21 protein-coding genes are annotated in these 22,756 nt (G+C 42.3%); 11 read left to right on the forward strand and 10 right to left on the reverse strand.

Annotation, left to right across the window (positions count from 1 at the left end; genetic code table 11):
* Nucleotides 1-46: 46 nt before the first annotated feature.
* Complete coding sequence (locus BC751_RS05050) at nucleotides 47-898, reverse strand: Nif3-like dinuclear metal center hexameric protein (RefSeq protein ID WP_242617376.1); 852 nt, start codon at nucleotides 896-898, stop codon at nucleotides 47-49.
* Nucleotides 899-1,017: 119 nt separating this feature from the next.
* Between BC751_RS05050 and BC751_RS05055 the strand changes: the two genes are divergently transcribed.
* Together BC751_RS05055 and BC751_RS05060 are read left to right on the forward strand one after the other, a co-directional pair.
* A complete protein-coding gene (locus BC751_RS05055; RefSeq protein WP_130274586.1) occupies nucleotides 1,018-2,724 on the forward strand; it encodes a GMC oxidoreductase in 1,707 nt (568 codons plus the stop codon).
* 4 nt (nucleotides 2,725-2,728) lie between these two features.
* Entirely contained in the window at nucleotides 2,729-3,322 is a 594-nt protein-coding gene (locus BC751_RS05060) for a gluconate 2-dehydrogenase subunit 3 family protein (protein WP_130274587.1), read from the forward strand.
* A 39-nt stretch (nucleotides 3,323-3,361) separates the two neighbouring features.
* Here BC751_RS05060 and BC751_RS05065 read toward each other — a convergent pair whose 3' ends face one another.
* Nucleotides 3,362-4,105, reverse strand: a complete 744-nt coding sequence (locus BC751_RS05065; protein ID WP_130274588.1) for a 4'-phosphopantetheinyl transferase family protein — start codon at nucleotides 4,103-4,105, stop codon at nucleotides 3,362-3,364.
* 112 nt (nucleotides 4,106-4,217) lie between these two features.
* On the opposite strand from BC751_RS05065, the gene BC751_RS05070 reads away from it, so the two are divergent.
* The gene (locus BC751_RS05070; protein ID WP_130274589.1) at nucleotides 4,218-5,132 is read left to right on the forward strand and encodes a lysophospholipid acyltransferase family protein; all 915 of its coding nucleotides are present in this window, start codon (nucleotides 4,218-4,220) and stop codon (nucleotides 5,130-5,132) included.
* Between the two features lie 236 nt (nucleotides 5,133-5,368).
* Here BC751_RS05070 and BC751_RS05075 read toward each other — a convergent pair whose 3' ends face one another.
* The 6 genes from BC751_RS05075 to BC751_RS05100 all read right to left on the reverse strand — a co-directional run bounded on the left by BC751_RS05075 (nucleotide 5,369) and on the right by BC751_RS05100 (nucleotide 10,106).
* On the reverse strand, nucleotides 5,369-5,932 hold the full coding sequence (locus BC751_RS05075) for a DUF4256 domain-containing protein (protein ID WP_130274590.1): 564 nt from the start codon (nucleotides 5,930-5,932) through the stop codon (nucleotides 5,369-5,371).
* A gap of 15 nt (nucleotides 5,933-5,947) precedes the next feature.
* Entirely contained in the window at nucleotides 5,948-6,472 is a 525-nt protein-coding gene (locus tag BC751_RS05080) for a GNAT family N-acetyltransferase (protein WP_130274591.1), read from the reverse strand.
* Between the two features lie 64 nt (nucleotides 6,473-6,536).
* A complete protein-coding gene (locus tag BC751_RS05085; RefSeq protein ID WP_130274592.1) occupies nucleotides 6,537-6,905 on the reverse strand; it encodes an iron chaperone in 369 nt (122 codons plus the stop codon).
* 298 nt (nucleotides 6,906-7,203) lie between these two features.
* The gene (locus tag BC751_RS05090; protein WP_130274593.1) at nucleotides 7,204-8,775 is read right to left on the reverse strand and encodes an Rne/Rng family ribonuclease; all 1,572 of its coding nucleotides are present in this window, start codon (nucleotides 8,773-8,775) and stop codon (nucleotides 7,204-7,206) included.
* 182 nt (nucleotides 8,776-8,957) lie between these two features.
* A complete protein-coding gene (locus BC751_RS05095; RefSeq protein WP_130274594.1) occupies nucleotides 8,958-9,776 on the reverse strand; it encodes a tetratricopeptide repeat protein in 819 nt (272 codons plus the stop codon).
* 21 nt (nucleotides 9,777-9,797) lie between these two features.
* The gene (locus BC751_RS05100; protein WP_130274595.1) at nucleotides 9,798-10,106 is read right to left on the reverse strand and encodes an HU family DNA-binding protein; all 309 of its coding nucleotides are present in this window, start codon (nucleotides 10,104-10,106) and stop codon (nucleotides 9,798-9,800) included.
* A 161-nt stretch (nucleotides 10,107-10,267) separates the two neighbouring features.
* Here BC751_RS05100 and mutY point away from each other — a divergent pair, with 161 nt between their 5' ends.
* The 5 genes from mutY to BC751_RS05125 all read left to right on the forward strand — a co-directional run bounded on the left by mutY (nucleotide 10,268) and on the right by BC751_RS05125 (nucleotide 19,627).
* Complete coding sequence (gene mutY / locus BC751_RS05105; protein ID WP_130274596.1) at nucleotides 10,268-11,341, forward strand: A/G-specific adenine glycosylase; 1,074 nt, start codon at nucleotides 10,268-10,270, stop codon at nucleotides 11,339-11,341.
* A 51-nt stretch (nucleotides 11,342-11,392) separates the two neighbouring features.
* On the forward strand, nucleotides 11,393-11,839 hold the full coding sequence (locus BC751_RS05110; RefSeq protein ID WP_130274597.1) for a single-stranded DNA-binding protein: 447 nt from the start codon (nucleotides 11,393-11,395) through the stop codon (nucleotides 11,837-11,839).
* A gap of 63 nt (nucleotides 11,840-11,902) precedes the next feature.
* Entirely contained in the window at nucleotides 11,903-13,252 is a 1,350-nt protein-coding gene (gldE, locus tag BC751_RS05115; RefSeq protein WP_130274598.1) for a gliding motility-associated protein GldE, read from the forward strand.
* A gap of 404 nt (nucleotides 13,253-13,656) precedes the next feature.
* Nucleotides 13,657-18,150: a glutamate synthase large subunit gene (gltB, locus tag BC751_RS05120; protein ID WP_130274599.1), complete on the forward strand. Its 4,494-nt coding sequence runs from the start codon at nucleotides 13,657-13,659 to the stop codon at nucleotides 18,148-18,150.
* A 1-nt stretch (nucleotide 18,151) separates the two neighbouring features.
* Nucleotides 18,152-19,627: a glutamate synthase subunit beta gene (locus BC751_RS05125; RefSeq protein WP_130274600.1), complete on the forward strand. Its 1,476-nt coding sequence runs from the start codon at nucleotides 18,152-18,154 to the stop codon at nucleotides 19,625-19,627.
* A gap of 185 nt (nucleotides 19,628-19,812) precedes the next feature.
* Here BC751_RS05125 and BC751_RS05130 read toward each other — a convergent pair whose 3' ends face one another.
* Nucleotides 19,813-20,295 (reverse strand): DUF4890 domain-containing protein, encoded by a 483-nt coding sequence (locus BC751_RS05130; RefSeq protein ID WP_130274601.1) that lies wholly within the window; start codon nucleotides 20,293-20,295, stop codon nucleotides 19,813-19,815.
* Between the two features lie 159 nt (nucleotides 20,296-20,454).
* Here BC751_RS05130 and BC751_RS05135 point away from each other — a divergent pair, with 159 nt between their 5' ends.
* Nucleotides 20,455-20,913: a gamma-glutamylcyclotransferase family protein gene (locus tag BC751_RS05135; protein ID WP_130274602.1), complete on the forward strand. Its 459-nt coding sequence runs from the start codon at nucleotides 20,455-20,457 to the stop codon at nucleotides 20,911-20,913.
* A gap of 18 nt (nucleotides 20,914-20,931) precedes the next feature.
* On the opposite strand, the gene BC751_RS05140 is transcribed toward BC751_RS05135, so the two are convergent.
* On the reverse strand, nucleotides 20,932-21,291 hold the full coding sequence (locus tag BC751_RS05140; RefSeq protein ID WP_341272827.1) for a hypothetical protein: 360 nt from the start codon (nucleotides 21,289-21,291) through the stop codon (nucleotides 20,932-20,934).
* Nucleotides 21,292-21,347: 56 nt separating this feature from the next.
* Between BC751_RS05140 and BC751_RS05145 the strand changes: the two genes are divergently transcribed.
* Both BC751_RS05145 and yjjX read left to right on the forward strand, forming a co-directional pair.
* Nucleotides 21,348-22,055 carry a YebC/PmpR family DNA-binding transcriptional regulator gene (locus BC751_RS05145; RefSeq protein WP_130274603.1) on the forward strand — a complete coding sequence of 236 codons (708 nt, stop codon included), beginning with the start codon at nucleotides 21,348-21,350 and terminating at the stop codon, nucleotides 22,053-22,055.
* A gap of 50 nt (nucleotides 22,056-22,105) precedes the next feature.
* Nucleotides 22,106-22,681, forward strand: a complete 576-nt coding sequence (gene yjjX, locus BC751_RS05150; RefSeq protein WP_130274604.1) for an inosine/xanthosine triphosphatase — start codon at nucleotides 22,106-22,108, stop codon at nucleotides 22,679-22,681.
* The last annotated feature ends 75 nt before the right edge of the window (nucleotides 22,682-22,756 follow it).

Genomic DNA, 22,756 nt, shown 5'->3' on the forward strand with positions numbered 1-22,756 from the left:
TTAGCTAAATTCCATCAGTAAGGTGACGGAATTAACATGAAATCTTTCAAAAAAACTGAAATGGATTTCCGGAGGCAATATAATTTACAGGAATTCCGGGTATTTTTTCTTGGATCCATTCAGCGGCGAACTCCATTCCCGGGGCTTCACTGAGTTCATGTCCCAAAATCATCAAGGCCGTATTTTTTCCCATCAACCTGCCGTCCCTTACCCTTTCTACTGTTTCCCATTCCCTGGTCTCCCCACTTAGGATAAGGTCTGGTTGATATTCCTGCATAGCAGCGATGATCATCCTGCTGTCAATCGCTCCAAAGGCAAGATAAATACTTTGACAAGATTGGTCCAAATCTCCTACCAGACGAAGTTGTGGAATCTCAAATCGTTCTTTGATATGGGAGAGAATCTCCCTTAAAGGCTGAGGTTGGGGTAAAATCAAAAGTCTCGGTGATTCAGGGTTGTAGAATTTTTCCCAACCCAATTTCTTGAGATTACCTTCTGCTATCCCGTCAGGCTTTCTCCTGTGCCAATAATCATGAAAGCGCCAAATGGCGATTTGATGCTTCTCTATAAGTGCTTTTTTGTATTGAAATACTTCATCTTCTTCGAGCCAATCCGTCTCATCCTGATGATTGTAGTAGAGGGTCTCATGGGCTACAATGAGGTTGGCACCGATTTTTGCGGTCTTCTCAACGACTTCTAAGGTAGGAAACATGGTGGTGACAATTCCGGTGGCTACCTTATCCATGCTGCCGGATCTTAACTGGTCCACGGTCCTTTCAAAAGGAGCCCCAGAGATATCTCTGATGAGTATCTCAATGATCTCTCTGATAGTCATTTTATTACTTCCTTTACCCGCAAAAGCAGATAAGGGTAAACCCGTGAGCCCTACTGCTGCCATGAGTCCTGCCGATTGAATCAAAAATTTCCGCCGGGGAAAATTTTCCGTATTTTTTGGATTCTGTCCCATGATTTTTAATCGCTATCTTCCTATATTAAATCCCTTAAACATAAAACAATATGGCCAATTTTAATATTGATGCAAAACAAAATATGACTTATGATGCGATCGTCATAGGTTCAGGCATCAGCGGTGGCTGGGCGGCTAAGGAGCTTTGTGAAAAAGGTTTAAAAACCTTGGTCCTGGAAAGAGGAAGAATGGTGGAGCATGTCAAAGATTACCCAACCATGAACCTGGATCCCTGGGATATGGAGCTGAGAGGAGGCCTTACTCCTGAACTCCAGAAGAAGCATTATAAAGGGGGCAGATCAGGATTTATTGGTGAAACCAACGAGCATTTCCATGCCAATGACCTGGAAAACCCTTACACCGAAGTCAAACCTTTCATGTGGGTCCGTGCCCATCAGATGGGAGGCAGGTCCATTCTGTGGGGCAAGCAATGCTACCGATGGTCAGATTTGGATTTTGAAGCCAATGCCAAAGATGGACATGGGGTGGACTGGCCAATCCGGTACAGAGACATTGAACCTTGGTATACTTATGTAGAAAAATTTGCAGGAATCAGTGGTGATCCGCTTGGACTTCCACATTTGCCGGACAGTCATTTTTTGCCCCCCATGGAGTTGAATTGTGTGGAGAAACACATCAAAAGCAGGATAGAAAAAGATTATCCCGGTAGGCATTTGATCATCGGAAGGGTGGCTCATTTGACGGTTCCCTTAAATGGAAGGGGAAAATGTCAGTACCGCAACCGCTGTGACAGGGGCTGCCCATATGGCGCATATTTTAGCAGCAATGCCGTCACTTTGCCCGCTGCCAATGCCACAGGGAATCTCACCATCAGGCCATTTTCTATTGTTCAATCCATTATTTATGACGAAGAAAAAGGCAAAGCAAGTGGAGTAAGGATCATTGATGCCGAAACCAATGAAGTGATGGAATATTATGCCAGGATCATATTTTGCAATGCTTCCGCATTGAGTTCAACCCAGATCTTGCTGAATTCTACCTCCAACCGCTTCCCCAATGGACTTGGTAATGATAGCGGTGAACTGGGGCATAACCTGATGGACCATACTTACAGAATTGGAGCCATGGGTGTGGTGGAGGGTTTTGAAGACCAATACTATAAGGGAAGAAGACCCAATGGCATTTATATTCCCCGCTATGTAAACCTGGACGAAAAAACTAAGTCAGATAAATTTGTCCGTGGTTTTGGTTTCCAGGGTGGAGGAGGAAGAAGTGGATGGGGTGCCGGTGCCAATCTCGAGGATTTTGGAGGAGATTTCAAAGACAGCCTGATGAAGCCAGGACCATGGGAATTTTTCATTACAGGCTTTGCTGAGTGCCTTCCTTATCATGAAAACAAAGTGTACCTCAACAAAGATGTTTTGGACAAATGGGGGCAACCAACACTTTCTATAGACTGTGAATGGAAGGAAAATGAAAAAGCCCTCAACAAACAGATACGTCAAGATGCCAAAGAAATGCTAGAGAGAGCAGGACTGAAGGATATTGTGGACTTTGATAACCAACATGAGCCCGGATTTGGTATCCATGAGATGGGTACTGCCAGGATGGGCAGGGATCCCAAAACTTCGGTTTTGAACGGTACCAATCAGGTGCATGCCTGTAAAAATGTATTTGTTACGGATGGTGCATGTATGACCTCCTCTTCCTGTGTCAATCCTTCCTTGACCTATATGGCGCTGACCGCAAGGGCTGCCAACCATGCCGTTTCCGAATTGAAAAAACTTAACCTATGACAAGATGAACAGGAGAAATGCATTAAGAAAGACAGCCCTTTTGGCAGGTTCTGCGGTTGCCGCTCCCTCATTATTTTCACTGCTCCAATCCTGTAAAAAGCAAAGCAGATTGGAATGGACACCGGTGTTTCTAAGTGAGGACCAGGCAAGATTTGTTTCTGCCTTTGTAGATACTTTACTGCCAAGAACTGATACTCCGGGGGCTTTGGATGTGAAAACGGATATTTTTTTGGATTTGGTATTTGCCAAAACTTATGATGCCAAGGCTCAGGAGAATGTGGTGAATGAAATAAAAAAATTCAACGAGGAATGTAAACAGCGCCACGGCAAGGTCTTTGCGGATTTAAATATGGAAGATAGAAAGGCTGTTTTTAAAAGTAAAGAAGCTGAGTCTCCCAAGTTCAATCCCAAAGTTTGGGGAACAGCTGTTGGAGAGCAAAAACCCGTTGGGTTTTACCGCAGTTTGAAATCAATGGCTTTATGGGGATATTTCTCATCCGAAGAAATAGGCATGAAACACCTCAATTATGATCCTGTGCCGGGAGAATATAGAGGATGTGTTCCCCTTTCGGAAATAGGAAATACCTGGAGTTTGTAAGAGAATCGGATCAGTTTGGAGCTGATCCTTTTTTTATATTCATAAGGGGAAATCCCAAAATGAAATTTCTATCTCTGGATATTGTAGCGACAGAGCAGCAGCATAGTTTCCTTCAGGGGAAAGATCCCTGACGTACCAGACAGGATCCTTTTCTTCAGCATCTGGAAGGGAAACCGGGGAAAAATCAAAACCTTGAATATGGGAAACATTGCATTTTTCCAAAGGGAAGGATAATCCTTTGCCCATGGCTTTATTGATAGCTTCTTTTCTAGTCCAAAACTTGAAAAATAGACTGAATGCAGCGGATGGATCAGAATTTTGAATGGCTTTAATTTCAGGAGGGCAAAAGTAGTGTTCCACTATTGAGTCAATAGAAAAATCTTCCCGGATCAGTTCTACATCTATGCCTAATTCCTGCTCAGATGAAAAAGCAAAAAGACCAAGATTTCCCGCATGGGAGAGGTTAAAATGGAGTGGTTCACCATGGGAAGGACTCATCAAAAAAGGTTTCCCAAATGAATTATATCCGAATTGTAAAGATTCGGGTTTTTCACCCAGGTAATGGGAAAGTAAGTGACGCAACATGCCTCTTGCAGCGATAAAAGCTGTGCTGTCCTTTTCAAAATGGAAGCGGAAAGCTTTTTCTTTCTCTTCCCGGGAAAGAGTTTCCAAAAACTCCATTCTTTGCTTTTCGCTTAGTGACAAAGGACCTCGCCAAATGTCCACCCTCTTTTGGGGGATAGATTTTTCAGGCATTCCTTTTTTCCATTGTGAAGCAGTCATTAGATCCAAAAGCTAGTTTTTATTTTATTTTTTACAAAAGAATATGCGTGTAATTAAGTTCTCATTGCCTGAAAGCCAAAAAAACCGTTTACTTTTGTTCAAATTTTTAAGCATGAAGTCTAAAAAAAGGCCCCTATTTAAGCGGATCAAATATGATATGCTTTACCGTTTGGTGAAGACATTACTTTTTTTGTCCAGTATCACTCCAAGGAGGTTGATGCTTCGCCATTGTGGTTTTTTGGGAGGTTTGGCTTACTATCTGGTTGGAGATGCCAGGAAAAAGACACGCAAACATCTTCAACTGGTCTATGGAGACAGGTTTTCTGAAGAAGAGATCCAAAAGATGGCCAAGCGGGTTTTCGTGATGATCGGGAAAAATGCAGCGGATATTTTTCGCTCAGTCAACATGTTTGAGTTAGAAGATTTCAAAAAAGTGGTACAGGTTTCTGGAGAGGAACACCTGGATGAGGCGATGAAGTCTAAGCAAGGTGTGATCATCCTGACGGCTCATGTTGGTGCATTTGAATTGGTCGGAACTTACCTGGCTTTGATGGATTATAAGCCTCAGATCATTGGTACACAACAGAAGGATCCCAGGTTGAACCAATTGATGATGGAAAACCGGCGTAGAAGGGGGGCAGAGGCAATTGAAAGAGGAAAGGATACCCTGAAGGTGGTTAGAAACCTTAAATCCGGGGGATTAGTGGCCATGTTGATTGATCAGGATACCAAGGTAAAAAGTGTTTTTGTAGATTTTATGGGGATGCCCGCTTCTACTCCTATTGGAGCGGCCTTATTTGCCTTACGAACCGGTGCAAAAGTAATTCCAATAGGCATTCACTTGGATGAAAATCATGTCCAACAGTTAAGGATTTATCCTGAGGTAAAAATTCATGTTTCAGGAAATGAAGAAGAGGATTTATGGATAAACACCCAGGCGCTTTCCAAGGCTACTGAAAAACTTATTGAAGCCGACCCTACCCAGTGGGTCTGGATGCATGAACGCTGGAAGACCCAGCCTGCTTGATCAGTTTGTAATTAAGTGGAGACGACCTTTTGGCATTTAGGAGGCCCAACAACCAGTGTCGTACTTACTGCCTAACTTTGTTTTGAGAATTGATTTGTTCGGTTTTTCAATTTTCATTAAAGTAGGTCTTAAACGCTTAAGCCTTTCTACTATAAGATGCAAGAAATCAGACGTAACAATACTTAAACAGACTTAAAATGATGGAAAAGGAGGCAATATTTCTGATGCAGTCAAAATCAAACCCATAAACAACTCCGAAAACCTCTTACGGCATAATACGAGTCCGCACCATTGTGATAGATAAAAGTTCTCCCATAGCGCTTGTCCCCAAAGATAGCGCCTCCTTTTTTCCTGATGTCTATAGGAGTATCCAGCCAGGAAGAGGTCTTGGTATCGAAGTCGCCTAATGTCTGCAAGCTAAAATACTGCGCTTCCGTCAAAAGTTTTACCCCCATGGATTCAGCCATTCCTTTTGCACTGTGATGTGGTTTATTGGCTTTTCTGGCATTCAGGGCTTCCTGATCATAACAAATGCCTCTCCGCCCGGTGGGAGTTTCTGCTGAGCAGTCGATAAAAAGGTATTCCTTGGTTTCTTCATTGAAGCTTACCACATCGGGTTCTCCACCCGTTGCCTCCATCATATGGAGCGCAAGTAACTTTGATGGATCAAGTTTTAATTTTTCTGCAATATTTTCCCAGACCAAATTGGGATGGCGGTGCATGTTTTTCAGAAAGCGGCTTTCAAGGATTTCCAGCAAACCCTCCTTTTCCTCGGTTATAAGCATTTTGTTTTGGCTCATGGCTTAAATTAAACATCAATCCTTCAATTCCAACTTCATAAGTATGTCAGTTTGGGCATCATCCCCCAATTGGAAAACATGTTCACCGAAAGGCACAAATCCATGTTTTTTGTAAAAACGGATGGCATTAGGGTTTTCACTCCAAACCCCCAGCCAAAGATAAGCAGCCATTCTTTCCTTTGCGATTTGAATAGATTTTTGTAAAAGTAATTCACCTATTTTTTGACCTTGAAAAGCTTGGGACACATAAATTCTTTCTATTTCTACCGCATCCCCATCTTGTAACTCATTTTTGGCTGACCCAAAATTGAGTTTAAGGTAAGCCAAAACATGTTCTCCTTTTTTGGCAAAATAAAATTCACTCCTAGGTTCAAGTAACTCTGTCGTTAATTTTTCCAAGGAAAAAGCTTGATCCAAATATTTTTGGAAGTGCTCCGGTGAATTGGCTTTTTCGAAGGCATCAATAAATGTCTGCTTTGCAATAGTTTGCAAAGTATTAAGGTCTTTGATGTCAACTTTTACAATATCAATAGAAGCCATTATTCCGAATTTATATCCTTTAGCAAAAAACTTGATAAAAAGGGCTTATCTTATTAGGGTTTCCTCAATACATCCACTTGGCATCATTTTCCATAACGTCTCTGTACCTGTGCTGGGCAATTTTTTTGATCAGGTCTAAGGGTAAGGCTTGGTCATAGGGGAACTGAATGGTGTCTTTACCGGTTTTGAAATTCTTTAATTCTTCCTTGAAATGTGCTAAAGTTGGGCCAGTGGGCATAAAGCTGATGAAATGTTTGTAGGCAGAATAGGAAAAAAGGATCCTTTTTTCAATCAAAACCGGTTTTCCCCATTTGAGTTCTTCCGTAGCATTGGGCGCAACGGATTTCAATATTCCCCGGATTTCCTTCAGTTTCTTCTGGGCAATTTCAGGGAAGGATTGAATGTAAGTTTCTATGTTATCGGGCTTGATCATTACTTGATTTGAGGGATTGGGTAGATAGACAAGTTAGGTTTTTTTATCAACAAAAGCTTCCTTTCCCCCCAATCTGATGGTGATTTCAACATTTTGGATGATTCAAAGAGGATATCTTCAGTGAATGCTGCAAATATACCTTTAATATCCAAGTTGTTAGGCCTGAATGTAGTTCTGGATGGATTATTCACGTTCCTGCCTAAATAAGGATTTTGTTGAAGGTAAATGGAACAAGGAGTATGGGAAAAATAATGCTATTTTCTTAAAATCCTTTGCCCCAAAACAAAAAAAGCGGGACCTATTCGGTCTCGCTTTTTACTTGAAGTTCTATTTCTTCTCCTGTTTCGTCCAGGAATTTGTACTCCGTCACCGGGAGGGAGGAATCTTTGATCAGTCTTACCCACTTAAAGTATTTGAAAAACCACCTTACCCGTTTTGAAATGATGCCATGAGTGAAGTAGGCATAGAGATAAGGGTGTAATCCGATGTGGATTTTTGAAACGTTTTGGATCGTAGCAATATGGTCGAGATCTTTCTCTAATTGGTCGGCCACTAAGATAGAAGCCTGGATTTTACCCGTACCACCACAGGATGGACAGGTTTCTTTGGTGACAATGTTGACCTCAGGTCTCACGCGCTGCCTCGTTATCTGCATCAGACCGAATTTGGTCAACGGCAGGACGGTATGTTTGGACCGGTCATCTTTCATCGCATCTCGCATCGCATCATAGATGACCTTTTTGTTTTCGGCCTTTTTCATGTCGATGAAGTCAATGACGATGATGCCTCCCATGTCGCGGAGGCGTAATTGTCTGGCAATTTCTTTTACTGCAACCAGGTTGGTTTTCAATGCAGTGTTTTCCTGGTCACTTTCCTGATTGGACTTATTCCCACTGTTGACGTCAATGACGTGAAGGGCTTCGGTATGCTCAATAATAAGATAACCGCCTTGGGGAAGACTTATTGTCTGTCCAAACAAGCTTTTGATTTGCTTTTCGATTCCAAAACTTTCAAAGAGCTTCGCTTTTCCGTTGTAAAGCTTAACAATTTTTTCCTTTTCAGGGGCAATAGATCTGATGTAAGACCTGATTTGATCATAAATCAATTCGTCCTCTACGGTGATTGCGTCGAATGATTCATTGAGTAGGTCCCTGATGATCGAGGATGCCATACTCATTTCTCCTATTATTTTGTCGCGACCCTTGGCTTTGTTCAGTTTCTTCATGCCATCTTCCCAGGAGGTCATCAGGTTGCGCAGGTCTTTGTCCAGTTCTGTGACGGACTGTCCTTCAGCTACTGTTCTGATGATGACTCCAAAATTGGCAGGCTTGATAGAGGTAATTAAGCGAACGAGCCTTTTTCTTTCTTCCGCGCTCCGTATCTTTTTAGATACGCTGACAGAGTCAGCAAAAGGCACCAAGACCAAGTAGCGACCGGCTAAGGAGAGCTCACAGGATAACCGGGGGCCCTTGGTGGAGATGGGTTCTTTGACCACCTGCACCAAGACCTGACTGTTTTTAGCTAGGACATTGGAAATCTTTCCAAGTTTTTCAATGTCATCTTCCTTTTCAAAGCCCTTGAGATTGAAGCCTTGATAATTATTGTTACGGATCAGTTTGATAAACTTGTTGAGGCTGTTGATCTGAGGCCCAAGGTCCTGATAATGCAGGAAGGCATCTTTCTCATAGCCTACATCGATAAAGGCCGCATTGAGGCCGTTGACTATCTTCTTGACCGTACCCAGATAAATATCCCCGACTTTGAACTGGTTTTCTCCGCCTTCAGAATGGAGTTCTACCAGGTTTTTGTCTCTTAATAAGGCAATCCGGCTACCCGTTTGAGCAGAATCAATAACCAATTCTGTGCTCAATCGTGTCTGGTTTTATAATGTAAATGAACGTGTGGTGTAAAAACTCAAAAAGAAGAAGTGTATTACTTCTTCTTATGTCTGTTTTTTCTAAGTCTTTTCTTACGCTTGTGCGTAGCGATCTTATGTCTTTTTCTTTTCTTACCGCAAGGCATAGTTTTAAAGATTTAAAGTGGAACAATTATTTACAGCCTTTCCAGGTAGCTCTCCACACTGGCCAAGACCATAGGGTCTGAAGTCATGCTTTGAACTTGCTGAAATTGCTTTTTTGCTTTGTTGTTTTGTTTGGATTCGAAGTAACTTACCCCCAAATAGAATTGCCCCTGAAGGTTTTCCGGGTAGTAGCGAACCAACTCTTCGAACCGTTCCGCCGCTCTTTTATACTGACCGGACTGCATGGACAATACGCCCATGTTGAACAATGCGTCTTCATTGGTAGGATCCTTTTCCAGAATTTCCCTAAGCATGATAATTCCCTGCATGGGATTGGACGAAGACACATAGGTCATGGCCACTTTGGTTTTCAAATCCAAACGTTTTGGATCTTTCTCCAAAACTTTGTTCAGGTAGCTTCTGGTTTTGTCGGCCAGATAGGCTACTTTTTGATCGCTCATGGCAAAGGTAAAAGCCTCATAATAGGCAATACCTGCTTTTTCCCATCTTTCAATGGTTTCAACCTTTAGAGCGGCCTGCTCCATAAAATAGGCAGCAGAGTCAAATCTTCCCGCCTGTGTATAAAGTGCCGCCAAGCTATCTGCCAAAGCTACGAATTTTTCCCTATCTACCTCATTTTTCAACTTTGATGTAATAGAGGATAGCGCCTCCCTTGCTTCAGCTGAAATAGGAGCATCATGCATTTCTTCTACCGCCGGAGCTTTTGTGCCGGGTTCTTCCGTCATTCCTGAAGTGCCTTCTTCATTGTCCACTACCACCCTTGGGAGGGAATAAAGGACCGCGATGACGGCCACAGCAAGTACAAGAATGATGATCTGGGATTTTTTCATACCAAAAAAAGGCACTCAGGATTAATCCTGAGGAGCCATTTCTTTAATTTTTTTGCTGTTTTTGATTTTCTCAATAAACACTTTGGATGGTTTGAAAGCCGGCACATAGTGCTCGTCAATCACGATAGCAGTGTTTTTGGAGATGTTTCTAGCGATTTTCTTAGCTCTCTTTTTGTTGATGAAGCTGCCAAAACCTCTGACATAAATATTCTCTCCATCCGCCATGGAATCTTTTACCACTTTGAAGAATGCCTCAATGGTTTGAGTTACATCGTCTTTCTGGATTCCAGTTTTTTCCGAAATCTTGGTGATTACTTCTGCTTTAGTCACTGTTTGATGAATTTAAATTATTATCGAATAAGCTTAACGACCTATTAACCAACTATTTTTGGGACTGCAAATTTATACGAAGCATTTCAATATAAAAACAAAATGCCCAAAATTAGATTGAAATGTTTAACATTGTCTTAACCTAACAATTAACGTAGATTTTGAGTCCTGAAGTATTTTCCAATATAATATTAGAGTGGTACAGCCTCCACAAAAGGGATTTGCCTTGGAGGAACACCCAAAATCCATATATCATTTGGCTTTCAGAAATCATTCTGCAGCAGACTAGGGTAGCTCAGGGAATGCCTTATTTTGAAAAATATGTAGAAAATTATCCAAGCATACAGGATTTGGCCTTGGCGCCGGAAGATGAGGTCATGCGTTTATGGCAAGGCTTGGGTTATTACAGCAGGGCAAGAAACCTTCATGCCTGTGCAAAAGATATACATTATAAATATGGAGGAAAATTTCCGGGAAATTTCGAGGAGCTGATCAAGTTGAAAGGGGTGGGCAATTATACAGCTGCCGCCATCGCTTCCTTTGCATTTGGGGAAGCAGTAGCTGTTGTTGACGGCAATGTTTTCAGGGTACTCAGTAGGGTTTTTGGAATCGCAGAGGATATTGCCAGCGGAAGAGGCAAGAGAAAATTTGAGGAATTTGCCAACAAAATTATCCCAAGACAAAATCCCGGTGAGTACAATCAGGCCATCATGGAATTTGGAGCCCTGCAATGTGTTCCCAAAAATCCTGATTGTAGCTCCTGCCCCTTAAAGCAATCCTGTTATGCCTTGAATAGAGGTATGGTGGATTTGTTACCGGTTAAAAGCAAGAAACTGAAAGTAAAAGAGCGTTACTTTCAATATGCCCATATCTTATGTGGACATATGACGGTGGTGAGGCAGCGGGGAGAAGGGGATATTTGGCAGGGACTTTTTGATTTTCCCCTGCAGGAGTTCAAACAGAGCAATGAATTTGAAAGGGAGAATCATCATTTTTTTGAAGCCTTGAATTATATTGAGACAATTGATGTCGTGAAAGATGAGCATGTCTACAAACATATACTGACACATCAGAGAATTTTTGCCAACTTTGTAAAGTTCGAAGTAAAGGAATCGGCCAGGCCTCAATTGGAGATTTGGGCATCAAACAGGGGATATCAATTGGTGGATGCGGAGAAATTAGAAGCATTGGCCAAACCCCGGTTGATTTTGAAATATTTGAACGAAGAAAAATAATCCTTAAATTTAATCGTAAACTTTTTGTCAAACATTTAAACATTACAAATTATGGCCGGAATAAACAAGGTAATCTTAGTGGGTAATTTGGGTGCAGACCCTGAGGTAAAGCATTTGGAAGGCGATAAAGTGGTCGCTAATTTGAGATTGGCTACTACCGAGGCTTACAAAGACAAGAATGGCAATAGGGTAGAAAATACCGAATGGCACGACTTGGAGCTATGGGATGGGCAGGCGAGAATTGCCGAACAATACCTCAAAAAAGGCATGCAAATTTATGTAGAAGGAAAGATCAAGTCGGATACCTGGCAAGACGATCAAGGAAACAATAGGAAAAGGGTAAAAATCAGGGTAAATAATTTTACCATGTTGGGCGGAAGACCTGAGGGCGGCAGTACTCCTTCGCAAGGGAATTCAGCTTACAATAGCAATACCCCAAAACCAACACAAGTCCCTGTGATGGACAGTCCCGGAGAGGAGGATGATTTACCCTTCTGATGATAAATTTTGATATTGTACTCAGGAATTGATTAATTTTGCAATCATCATCTCTAGAAATTGATGGACGATCCATACCCGAGTCTTATGATGCTGGCTGAAATCAATCAGGTTTCGGCTGGCTATATATTGGTAAATTTATTGATTTTTGTTTTCCTGTTACTTGCCTCCGGATTAGTCTCAGGTTCTGAAGTTGCCTTTTTTTCTTTAAACGCTGAAGACCTCTCTCAAATGGATGACCGAGGTGACAAGCGGGCAGCAAAAGCGATTCAATTGGTAGAATCTCCCAAGAATCTTTTGAGTACTGTTCTGATACTCAATAACCTCATCAATATAGCCATAGTCACTTTGACCACCTTTTTTACCTGGAGCATTTTTGGATCTGATGCTACCGGAATTTTGATCATTCTTGTTCAGACCATAGGCGTGACCTTTGCCATCGTCTTTTTTGGCGAAATTGTTCCCAAGGTGTATGCAACAAAGGCAAAAGTGGAGTTTTCCCTTTTGATGGCTCCTTTGATTTATTTCTTTTCTGCACTTTTAAAACCGCTTTCCTTTTTTTTGATGTCAATAAGCAATGTCATTGAAAAGCGGATTGAAAAAAAAGGTTATTCCCTTTCTGTGGACGAACTTCATCAGGCTTTGGAAATTACCACGGAAGATACCACAGAAGAAGAAAAGGATATTTTAAAGGGGATCGTGAATTTTGGAACGCTCACAGTCAGGCAGGTGATGCAGTCCAGGATGGACATTACTGCTGTGGAGTACGAAACGGACTTTCACGAGTTGATGGACAAAATCAATAAAAGTGGATATTCGAGAATTCCTGTTTACAAAGAGACCATTGACCACATTGAAGGGATTTTATATATCAAAGACCTCCTGCCATTTATCGATCAGGATGAGAACTTTGAATGGCAGAACCTGATCAGAAAAGGGTTTTTCGTACCGGAATATAAAAAGATAGATACTTTGCTAAAGGATTTTCAGAAAAGGCGTGTGCACATGGCCATTGTGGTGGATGAGTACGGAGGGACTTCGGGTCTGGTAACCCTTGAAGACCTCATTGAAGAAATCATAGGGGAGATCAATGATGAATTTGACGATGCAGATGATTACTTTTTCAAAGAAATAGATTCCCGGACTTTTGTTTTTGAAGGCAAAGTTTCTCTGAATGATTTTTGTAAGAGGCTGGATGTTGATCCACAGATTTTTGATGAAGTAAAGGGAGAAAGTGAATCTTTGGGAGGATTACTTTTGGAAATCAACTCAAATTTACCCAAGAACGGATCGAAAATTAGGTATCAGGACTTTGAATTTACCATTCTGGCGGTTGATACCCGACGGATCAAAAAAGTTAAGGTCCATATCCTTTCTGATAAAGATGAAACCCCTGGTCACAACGAGGATTAGGTAGAATCCCAACAAAATAATGTTTTGAAAAAACCTTTAAATGCAAAATGAAGGTTTTTTTCTATTTTCAAGACCATCTTGATTTTTTCGAAAAAAATTTGTCAACCATTTAAAAAAATTCGACAAAGCTGAAATTTTTTTTCACAAACCTAAAAACCAAAATCCTGCATGCTTTTTTATAAATGAGGTAAAAAAAACAACAACGTTTTTTACTTTTTGCGCGGATTTCTGAAAATCTTCCCAAAATTTAAATCAATACTTTATTTTTCTAAAAATCAAATAAGGATCGTTTTCTATGTAAACTATTCACTTAAACGCCTTGTTTGTTGCTTCAATTTTAAAAAAAGGAAATTTTTTTGTAATTTTTGCAACCAAAATTGATAAACCTATTAAACATACTTATAATGAATCAAGGACTTTATCGTGATGCTTTTGAACACGATTCTTGTGGGATTGGAGCGGTAGTAAATGTCAAAGGGGTAAAGAGTCATGAGACCATCAGCGATGCTTTGAACATGCTCAGCAACATGGAGCATAGGGGTGGACGTGGCGCTGATCCCAAGACTGGGGACGGGGCAGGTATACTCATTCAAATTCCCCATTTATTCCTTAAAGAAGTCACCCACCGGGCAGGATTTGAATTGCCTGAGGAGGGAAGCTATGGAGTAGGCATGACCTTCTTCCCAAGAAACAAACAACTCTATAAGAAATCTAAAGCCCAGCTTAATGATATCATTGAAAAGCTTGGCTTCAGGCTATTGGGCTATAGGAATGTGCCAGTGGATGAGACAGTTCCCGGTTCAGGTGCGCTGGAAGTAATGCCCAATATTGAAATGGTTTTTGTCAGCCATATGGATGGACTTACCGGTATCGATCTGGAAAGGAAGCTTTATGTTTTGCGCAATTACGCATCAAAAACCATCAACAGTACCATACCCGGTGTCAATTCGGCGTTTTATTTTGCCAGTTTCTCTGCATTTACACTTATATATAAAGGACAGTTAAGGACTGATCAGGTACTTCCTTTTTACAAAGATCTCCAAAACAACAGGATTACCTCTGGACTAGCCATTGTGCATTCCAGGTTTTCGACCAACACATTCCCAAACTGGAGGCTTGCACAGCCATTCCGATATTTGGCACACAATGGTGAAATCAATACCATCAGAGGCAACCTGAACAAGATGAAATCCAAGCAGACCCTGATGCGGTCTATACACTTTACCGATCAGGAGCTGGCTATGGTTATGCCCGTAACCAATAAGCACAATTCAGACTCTGCTAATTTGGATGCCTTGGTGGAGCTTTTGACATTGAGCGGAAGGACTTTGCCTCATGTCATGATGATGTTGGTACCTGAAGCATGGCAGGATAACCACATGATGGACAAAGACCGCAAAGCCTTTTATAAATTCCATGCGGCTCTGATGGAACCATGGGATGGACCTGCAGCACTGATATTTACTGATGGCAAATCTATTGGTGCCACTTTGGACAGGAATGGCCTTCGTCCTTTGCGTTACTTTATCACCAATGATGACCGTCTAATTCTTTCTTCAGAAGCTGGAGCTTTGCCCATCCGGGAAGCTACCATATTGGAAAAAGGTCGGATAAGTCCTGGAAGGATGTTATTGGCGGATCTTGAAAAAGGTAAGATTTCCTTTGATGATGAGATTAAATCGGAAGTTTGTGACAATAAACCTTATGATAAGTGGGTAAGGGAAGAAAGGTTGAAGCTGCGGTTGATGCCTGATCCTGAAAAACTGGAATACCCTTATTCTACCGAAGAGATCAAAAAAAGGCAGACCATTTTTGGATACACCTCAGAGGAAATCAAGGTGATCCTGGCGCCTATGGGTGAAAGTGGCTATGAAGCGGTAGGCTCCATGGGAGCAGACACTCCTTTGGCTGTTCTTTCCAAGCAAAGCCAACATATCTCCAATTATTTTAAGCAGCTGTTCGCTCAGGTAAGTAATCCGCCGATTGACCCCATCAGGGAGAGATTGGTGATGTCCTTGTTTACCAGAATAGGAGAAAGCCATAATATTTTGGCGGAGAGCCCCAGACATACCCGACAGATCCATATTTCACAGCCTGTGCTGCTGAATGAGGATTTGGAAAAAATCAAGCACTTGGAGGATCAAGGATACCGGACCGTTACCTTATTTGCACATTTTGAGGCTAACCACAAATCCGGTAGTTTATTGGAGGCTTTAAACCAATTATGCAGGGATGCAGAGGGGGCAATTTATGCCGGAAAGAATATCATTATCATATCTGACCGTAACAGCGATGAAAGCAAGGCGCCGATTCCTTCACTTTTGGCCATAGGAGCAGTTCATCACCATTTGGTCAAGAAGAAAATCCGTACCAGGGCAGGTCTGGTAGTTGAAGCTGGAGATATCCGGGAGGTTCACCATTTTGCCACAGTAATCGGCTACGGGGCTTCTGCGATCAATCCATACCTCGCATTGGAGTCCTTATTGCATCTGAATGAAGAAGGGGCTTTTGGAAAAGAAATCAACCAAAAACAGCTTTTCCAGAATTACCAAAACGCCATCGGCAAGGGATTGCTCAAAGTGCTTTCCAAAATGGGCATCAGTACCCTACAGTCTTACCAGGGGGCACAGATTTTTGAAGCCATAGGATTGGGCCCTGAGGTGATTGACCGATGTTTTAAAGGCACCATCAGTAGGATTTCAGGGATTTCATTTGATGAACTGGCAGAGGAGGTTTTGATCCGTCATAGGGCCGCTTATCATACCGATAGTCCTATCCTGGAGACAGGAGGGGTTTACCAATGGAAGAGAAGGGGGGAAAAACACCTTTTTAACCCTGAAACCATCCACCTGCTCCAGAAATCAACCAGGCTCAACGACTATCAATTATATAAGAAGTTTGCGCAAAAGATCAATGATCAGAGCAGGGATGCCCTTACGCTTCGAGGTCTGTTTGAATTCAAGAAGAGGATATCCATACCCCTCGAAGAAGTGGAACCGGTAGAGTCTATTCTCAAGCGTTTTGCAACAGGTGCGATGTCCTTTGGATCCATCTCCCATGAAGCCCATACTACCTTGGCGATAGCCATGAACAGGATCGGTGCAAAAAGCAACAGTGGAGAAGGGGGCGAGGATGAAATACGGTTTGAGAGAAAGCCTAATGGAGATTGGGAAAGATCCGCTATCAAACAGGTAGCTTCCGGTCGTTTTGGGGTAACCAGTAATTACCTTACCAATGCCGAAGAACTCCAGATAAAAATGGCCCAAGGGGCCAAGCCAGGAGAAGGAGGCCAGCTTCCCGGTCACAAAGTGGACGATTGGATAGGAAGAGTAAGGCATTCCACCCCTGGGGTGGGTTTGATCTCCCCTCCCCCACATCACGATATTTATTCTATCGAAGACCTTGCCCAATTGATATTTGACCTTAAAAATGCCAACAGGAAAGCAAGGATCAATGTCAAGCTGGTATCCCAGGCGGGAGTAGGCACTGTGGCTGCAGGGGTGGCCAAAGCCATGTCCGATGTTATCCTCATTTCCGGGGCAGACGGAGGGACGGGGGCTTCTCCGTTGAGTTCGATCCGACATGCGGGTCTGCCATGGGAACTGGGGCTTTCAGAAGCCCATCAGACTTTGGTCAAAAATAATTTGAGGAGTAGGGTAGTACTACAGACCGATGGACAGCTGAGAACCGGAAGGGACATTGCAATAGCTACCCTTTTGGGAGCAGAAGAATGGGGAATTTCAACAGGGGCCCTCGTGGTGGAAGGTTGTATCATGATGAGAAAATGCCACCTGAACACCTGTCCAGTAGGTATTGCCACCCAAAATCCCGAATTGAGAAAGTTGTTTACCGGAGATCCAGACCATGTTGTCAACTATTTCATGTTCCTGGCACAGGACCTTAGGGAAATCATGGCTTCCTTGGGATTTGCGACCATTGACGAAATGGTTGGACAGAGTGATGTACTCAAGGCTTCAGGTCATTTGGACCATTGGAAATGGGATAAGGTAGATCTTTCCCCCATATTCCACAAAGTGGAAGTTCCTGACCATGTTGGTATTTACAAACAAATTGATCAGGAGTTTGACCTAAAAAATGTACTGGACCGCAAATTGATTCATGCGGCCATTCCTGCTTTGGAACAGGCCAATCCGGTAAAAGGAGAATTCAAAATTAATAATACTGATAGGTCTGTAGGGGCAATGCTCTCCAATGAAATTTCCAAGATCTATGGAAGCCCTGGTCTTCCTGAAGATACTATCCATTTCAAATTCTCTGGTTCCGCAGGTCAGACTTTTGGAGGATTCCTGACCAAGGGAGTGACCTTTGAGTTGGAGGGAGAATCCAATGACTATTTCGGAAAGGGACTGTCAGGCGGTAAGTTGATCATTTACCCTAGCCGCAATGCCCAATTTGTGGCCCACGAAAACATCATCATTGGTAATGTGGCCTTCTACGGGGCTACTTCCGGGTCTGCCTATATCAATGGCAAAGGAGGAGAGCGTTTCTGTGTTAGGAACTCCGGATTAAAGGCCGTAGTAGAGGGTATAGGTGACCATGGCTGCGAATACATGACCGGTGGTCTTGTGATCAACCTGGGCGAGATTGGAAGAAATTTTGCGGCAGGTATGAGTGGGGGTATCGCTTACATCCTTAAGGATTATATCCATTTGATCAATCAGGAAATGGTGGATCTTGATCCTCTGAATGAAGATGATTTTGTCAGCATTAAGGAAGAACTCGTAAATCATGTTGCCTTAACCAACAGTGCCTTGGCATCAGCATATTTGGAGAACTGGGATGAGTACCGCAACAGATTCATCAAGGTGATTCCTAGAGATTACAAAGAAGTATTGAGAAAAAGAGCCGTAGAACAGTCTAAAACATTGATATCATAAAATGGGAGCGAAAGAAGGGTTTTTACAATTCAAAAGGGAGTTGCCTGAATCCCGCAATCCTGAAGACAGGATTCATGATTACAAAGAAATATACAAGCCTTTTGATGCCAAAAAGCTGAACCAACAGGCTGCGCGCTGCATGGATTGTGGCGTGCCTTTCTGTCATCAGGGATGTCCGCTGGGCAATATCATTCCGGAGTTTAACGATGCAGTATACAGGAATGACTGGGAAGAGGCGTTTTACATCCTTAGAAGCACTAACAACTTTCCTGAATTTACCGGAAGGATTTGCCCAGCTCCCTGTGAGGCGTCCTGTGTCTTGGGTATCAACAAAGACCCTGTGGCCATTGAACTCATTGAAAAAAGCATAGCTGAAAAGGCTTATGAATTGGGTTTCGTGGTTCCCAAGATTCCCAAGCAGCGAACCGGAAAATCTGTGGCAGTAATCGGTTCGGGTCCTGCAGGACTGGCGGCAGCAGATCAGCTCAATCAAGCGGGCCATGAGGTGACTGTTTTTGAAAAAGACCAAAAAATCGGAGGGCTGCTGCGTTATGGGATTCCTGATTTCAAAATGGAAAAGTGGGTTATTGATAGAAGGATTGAAGTGATGGAACAGGAGGGAGTGATTTTCACCACCGGAACGGAAGTGGGATTCAATATCAAGGCAGAAAATATTCTCCGCAATTTTGATGCAGTGGTCCTGGCAACAGGAGCCCAGCAGCCAAGGGAACTGAAAATCAAAGGGGCAGACCTAAAAGGTGTGCATTTTGCTATGGAGTTTCTTGGCAAGCAAAATCAGGTAATTGGGGGGGAAATAAAAGAGAATCCGATTTCAGCGAAGGGCAAGCATGTGGTAGTCATTGGTGGAGGGGATACCGGATCAGACTGTATCGGAACATCTAACCGGCATGGAGCTAAGAGTATTGTACAATTGGAATTGCTGCCAAAACCACCCAAGCAAAGAACCACCCTTAATCCTTGGCCGGAGTGGCCAATGACCCTGAAGACTTCCAGTTCCCATGAAGAAGGTGCCGAAAGGGTCTTCTCTGTGCTGACCAAGGAGTTTGTGGGCAATAAAAAAGGAGAAGTTACCGGATTGGTTTTGGTGGATCTGGAATGGAAAGAAGAAAATGGAAGGATGCAATTTGTTGAAGTTAAGGGTTCGGAAAGAACTTTGCCATGCGATCTTGCATTTATCGCTATAGGTTACACAGGGCCGGCCCAAAACGGTCTTTTGGAAGCATTTGGAGTCCAAAAAATGGAAAACACCCTTCCCAAATCCAAAGATTATCAAAGCACCAATAAGAAGGTTTTTCTTGCTGGTGATATGAGAAGGGGGCAGTCATTGGTAGTTTGGGCGATTTCTGAAGGAAGGGAAGCTGCCGTCAAGGTGGATGAATTTCTGATGGGTGAATCCAATCTTCCGAGAAAAGATGAAGGTTTTTATGAAATAGAAGAGGATACCCTTCAGGATTAAGATTGAAAGCAATAAGCCTAAGATAAAAGAGTAAGCGTGATAGTAAGTTTAGTGATGGGCTGTTTGTTGTAAACAGCCAGTACTTTTAAAGGAGCAGGTCAATGGCCTGTTCCTTTTTGCATAAGAAAAAATCCCGGCCATCAGCCGGGATTTTTGAGTAAATCAACCAACCTAATCTATGAAAATTAAGATCTTGAATGTCTTTCGGTGCGCCTAGAATATGATTGTCTGGCATCTTTGCCCTGAAATGATCCGCGATGCGGTCTTTTGTATTCATTCCCCTTTTCTCCTCCCCTTCTCTGATGCATCATTTCTCCCCTTGTTCTGTTTGACTCCCTGATTTCAGCCCATTTTTCTTTTTGTTCAGGGCTCAATATTGCCTCAATTTCTTCGGTTTGCTGCTTCCTTTGCTGTTGCATGGCTTCCCTTCTGGCTTCCATTTCAGACTTTGTGGCTTCCCATTCTGCTTGCCTTTTTTGGGCATTTTTGAGATGGAGCTGATAGACTTTTTGTTTTTGCTCATCGTTCAGCTCAAGCTGTTCGGCCATCCTGTTGGTGATTCTTTCAGCCCTTTGTTCCGGACTGGGCATTTCTCGCTGCGCTCCCTTTTGGGCAAATGAGGCAAAGGTGATCGAAAACATTGCGGTTATTATCAATAGCTTTTTCATGGTTTTTTCTTTTAAAGTGTTGTTAAAATTTCAGCTTGATTGGGCGGTCCCGGGAAATTTTGCTTTCTTCTTTGCTGATTTCAATGGTTAGACCACAACTTACCTGGCAGGTTTAATCTTGGATTTCTATTATTTTGTTAACAAATCTTAAATTGCTTTATGGAAAAGTTTTATTATTTCGGTTATGCCAGCAACTTAGACGAAAGTACCTTGGAAGGAAGGCTGAAACATAAACCTCAAAAAATCGGGGTCGCAGTGCTTCCGAATTTTGGTTTCCGTTTCTCCCATCCCAATCCTGACGGATCTGCCCGCGCAAATATTGTCCCCAGTATACATGAATCTGTCTATGGCTTGCTTTATGAAATTGAAGAGGCGGACAGGGATTATTTTTTGAATTCGGAGCCAGGGTATGATTTTGTGGAAAAGGAGGTTTATTCCCAAGAAGGGAAATTCAGGGCGTTTACCTTTATTTCCCCTAAAAATGAAACAGGTATTTTTCCTAATGAGGAATATTGGAAAGTGATTATCAAAGGAGGGAAAGAAAACGGAATTCCCAACACCTATCTTTCTCTGATTCTGAACAGGGTGGGAAAATCCGATTTTCTGGATGTGGACTAGTCCTCGTAGTCTTTTTCTTCAATCATCCATTTCCTTCACCACAGCCATTCTAAAAATCACATTGGGAGTCTTGTGAAAAATCCTTCTCAGCGGAAATGATACGGCATTAGGGGGTAAAGCAGCTGTGGCCACTTGATAAAGAAGAGGCTGAAACATGTGGTAATTGTTTTTATCCAACAAAACAACCTGATAGGGTCTATGTGAATGTTTTTGTGCTAATTTTAACCCTGCAAAGCCAACACTTACAATGACTATCCTTATTATAAATGGGTTTAGGAATATTGGGGATAGGATTTTTGGCGATGCTTTGGTCCATGGCTTTGAGGTTTTAGGTTCATGAGAAAAACTGCCTTCCGCTTTGGATAATGGATTATGCATTGAAGCTAATGAAAAAGATTTATTAATTTTACCGACCTTTTAAAATTTCGAAAGCAATGGGAAGAGCATTTGAATTCCGAAAAGAAAGAAAATTCAAGAGATGGAGTAAAATGTCCAAGGTGTTTACCCGCCTTGGAAAAGAGATAGTGATGGCGGTGAAAGCAGGGGGTCCTGATCCGGCAAACAACACCAAGCTAAGAACAGTCATTCAAAACGCCAAAGGTGCGGCAATGCCAAAAGACCGCATTGAAGCAGCTATCAAAAGAGCTTCTAATAAGGATGAGAAAAATTATGAGGAAGTCGTATATGAGGGTTATGGACCTTATGGAGTGGCTGTGATTGTGGAAACATCCACAGATAATACCAACCGTACCGTGGCAAATATCCGCCATTACTTCACGAAATCAGGAGGGTCTTTAGGAACTTCAGGATCTGTCAGCTTTATGTTCAACAAAAAGGCTGTTTTCCGTTTTGCACAAAATGATTTGGATATTGAAGAACTGGAGTTGGAGTTAATAGATTACGGCTTGGAAGAAATTGCTGAAAATGAAGGGGAGATTTTTGTTTATACTGCATTTGAGGATTTTGGAAAAATGCAGAAGGCCCTTGAAGACAGAAATATCGAGATCATCAATGCTGATTTTCAGTGGTTCCCTACGACAACTGTTGAATTGACCGAAGAACAGGAAGAGGAGATCAACAAGATGATCGAAAGATTGGAAGAAGATGATGATGTCAACCAGGTATTTACCAACGTTGCCTAATTGAATTTGGCTGTGGCTTGTTCCACAGCTTTTTTGTTTGAAATAAAGACATGAATTTCCCGAAAAGAAGAAATATCAAAGAAGACCTGCGACAAAAACTGGTGATCGTAGGGAGTAAGAACCCAGTTAAAATTTCCTGTACCGAGGCTGCTTTCCATCAAGCTTTTGAAGGGTCTTTTTTAGTAGAGGGCCTCAATATTAGCTCAGGGGTATCCGAACAGCCGTATGGAGATGAAGAAACTTATCTGGGAGCATTTAATCGTGCAAAAAACGCCAAAGTTGTTTTTCCAGAAGCAGATTACTGGGTAGGTATAGAAGGAGGTGTTGATCTTGTGGAGGGAGAAATGCATGCCTTTGCCTGGGTAGTGGTTATTGATAAGGAAGGTAAAGTTGGGAAAGCCAAAACTTCAACCTTTTTCCTTCCCAAGGCCATCGTGGAACTAGTCGAATCAGGAATGGAGCTGGGTGAAGCAGATGATAAGGTATTTCAAAGGACCAATTCCAAACAGGAAAATGGAGCTGTAGGCATCCTCACCAATGGAGCGTTGGACAGAAAAGAATATTATCAGCAAGCCGTAGTCCTGGCCCTTATACCCTTTTTACAAAGAGAATTGTATGCCAATTGATCTATCATAAATAGATAAAATCAATTGGCTATTTCTTGTCAATGTTCCTAACTTTGCGGTCTTAAAAAAAGAAAG

It is taken from the genome of Cecembia calidifontis, assembly GCF_004216715.1.
In the GTDB taxonomy this organism is placed as follows: domain Bacteria; phylum Bacteroidota; class Bacteroidia; order Cytophagales; family Cyclobacteriaceae; genus Cecembia_A; species Cecembia_A calidifontis.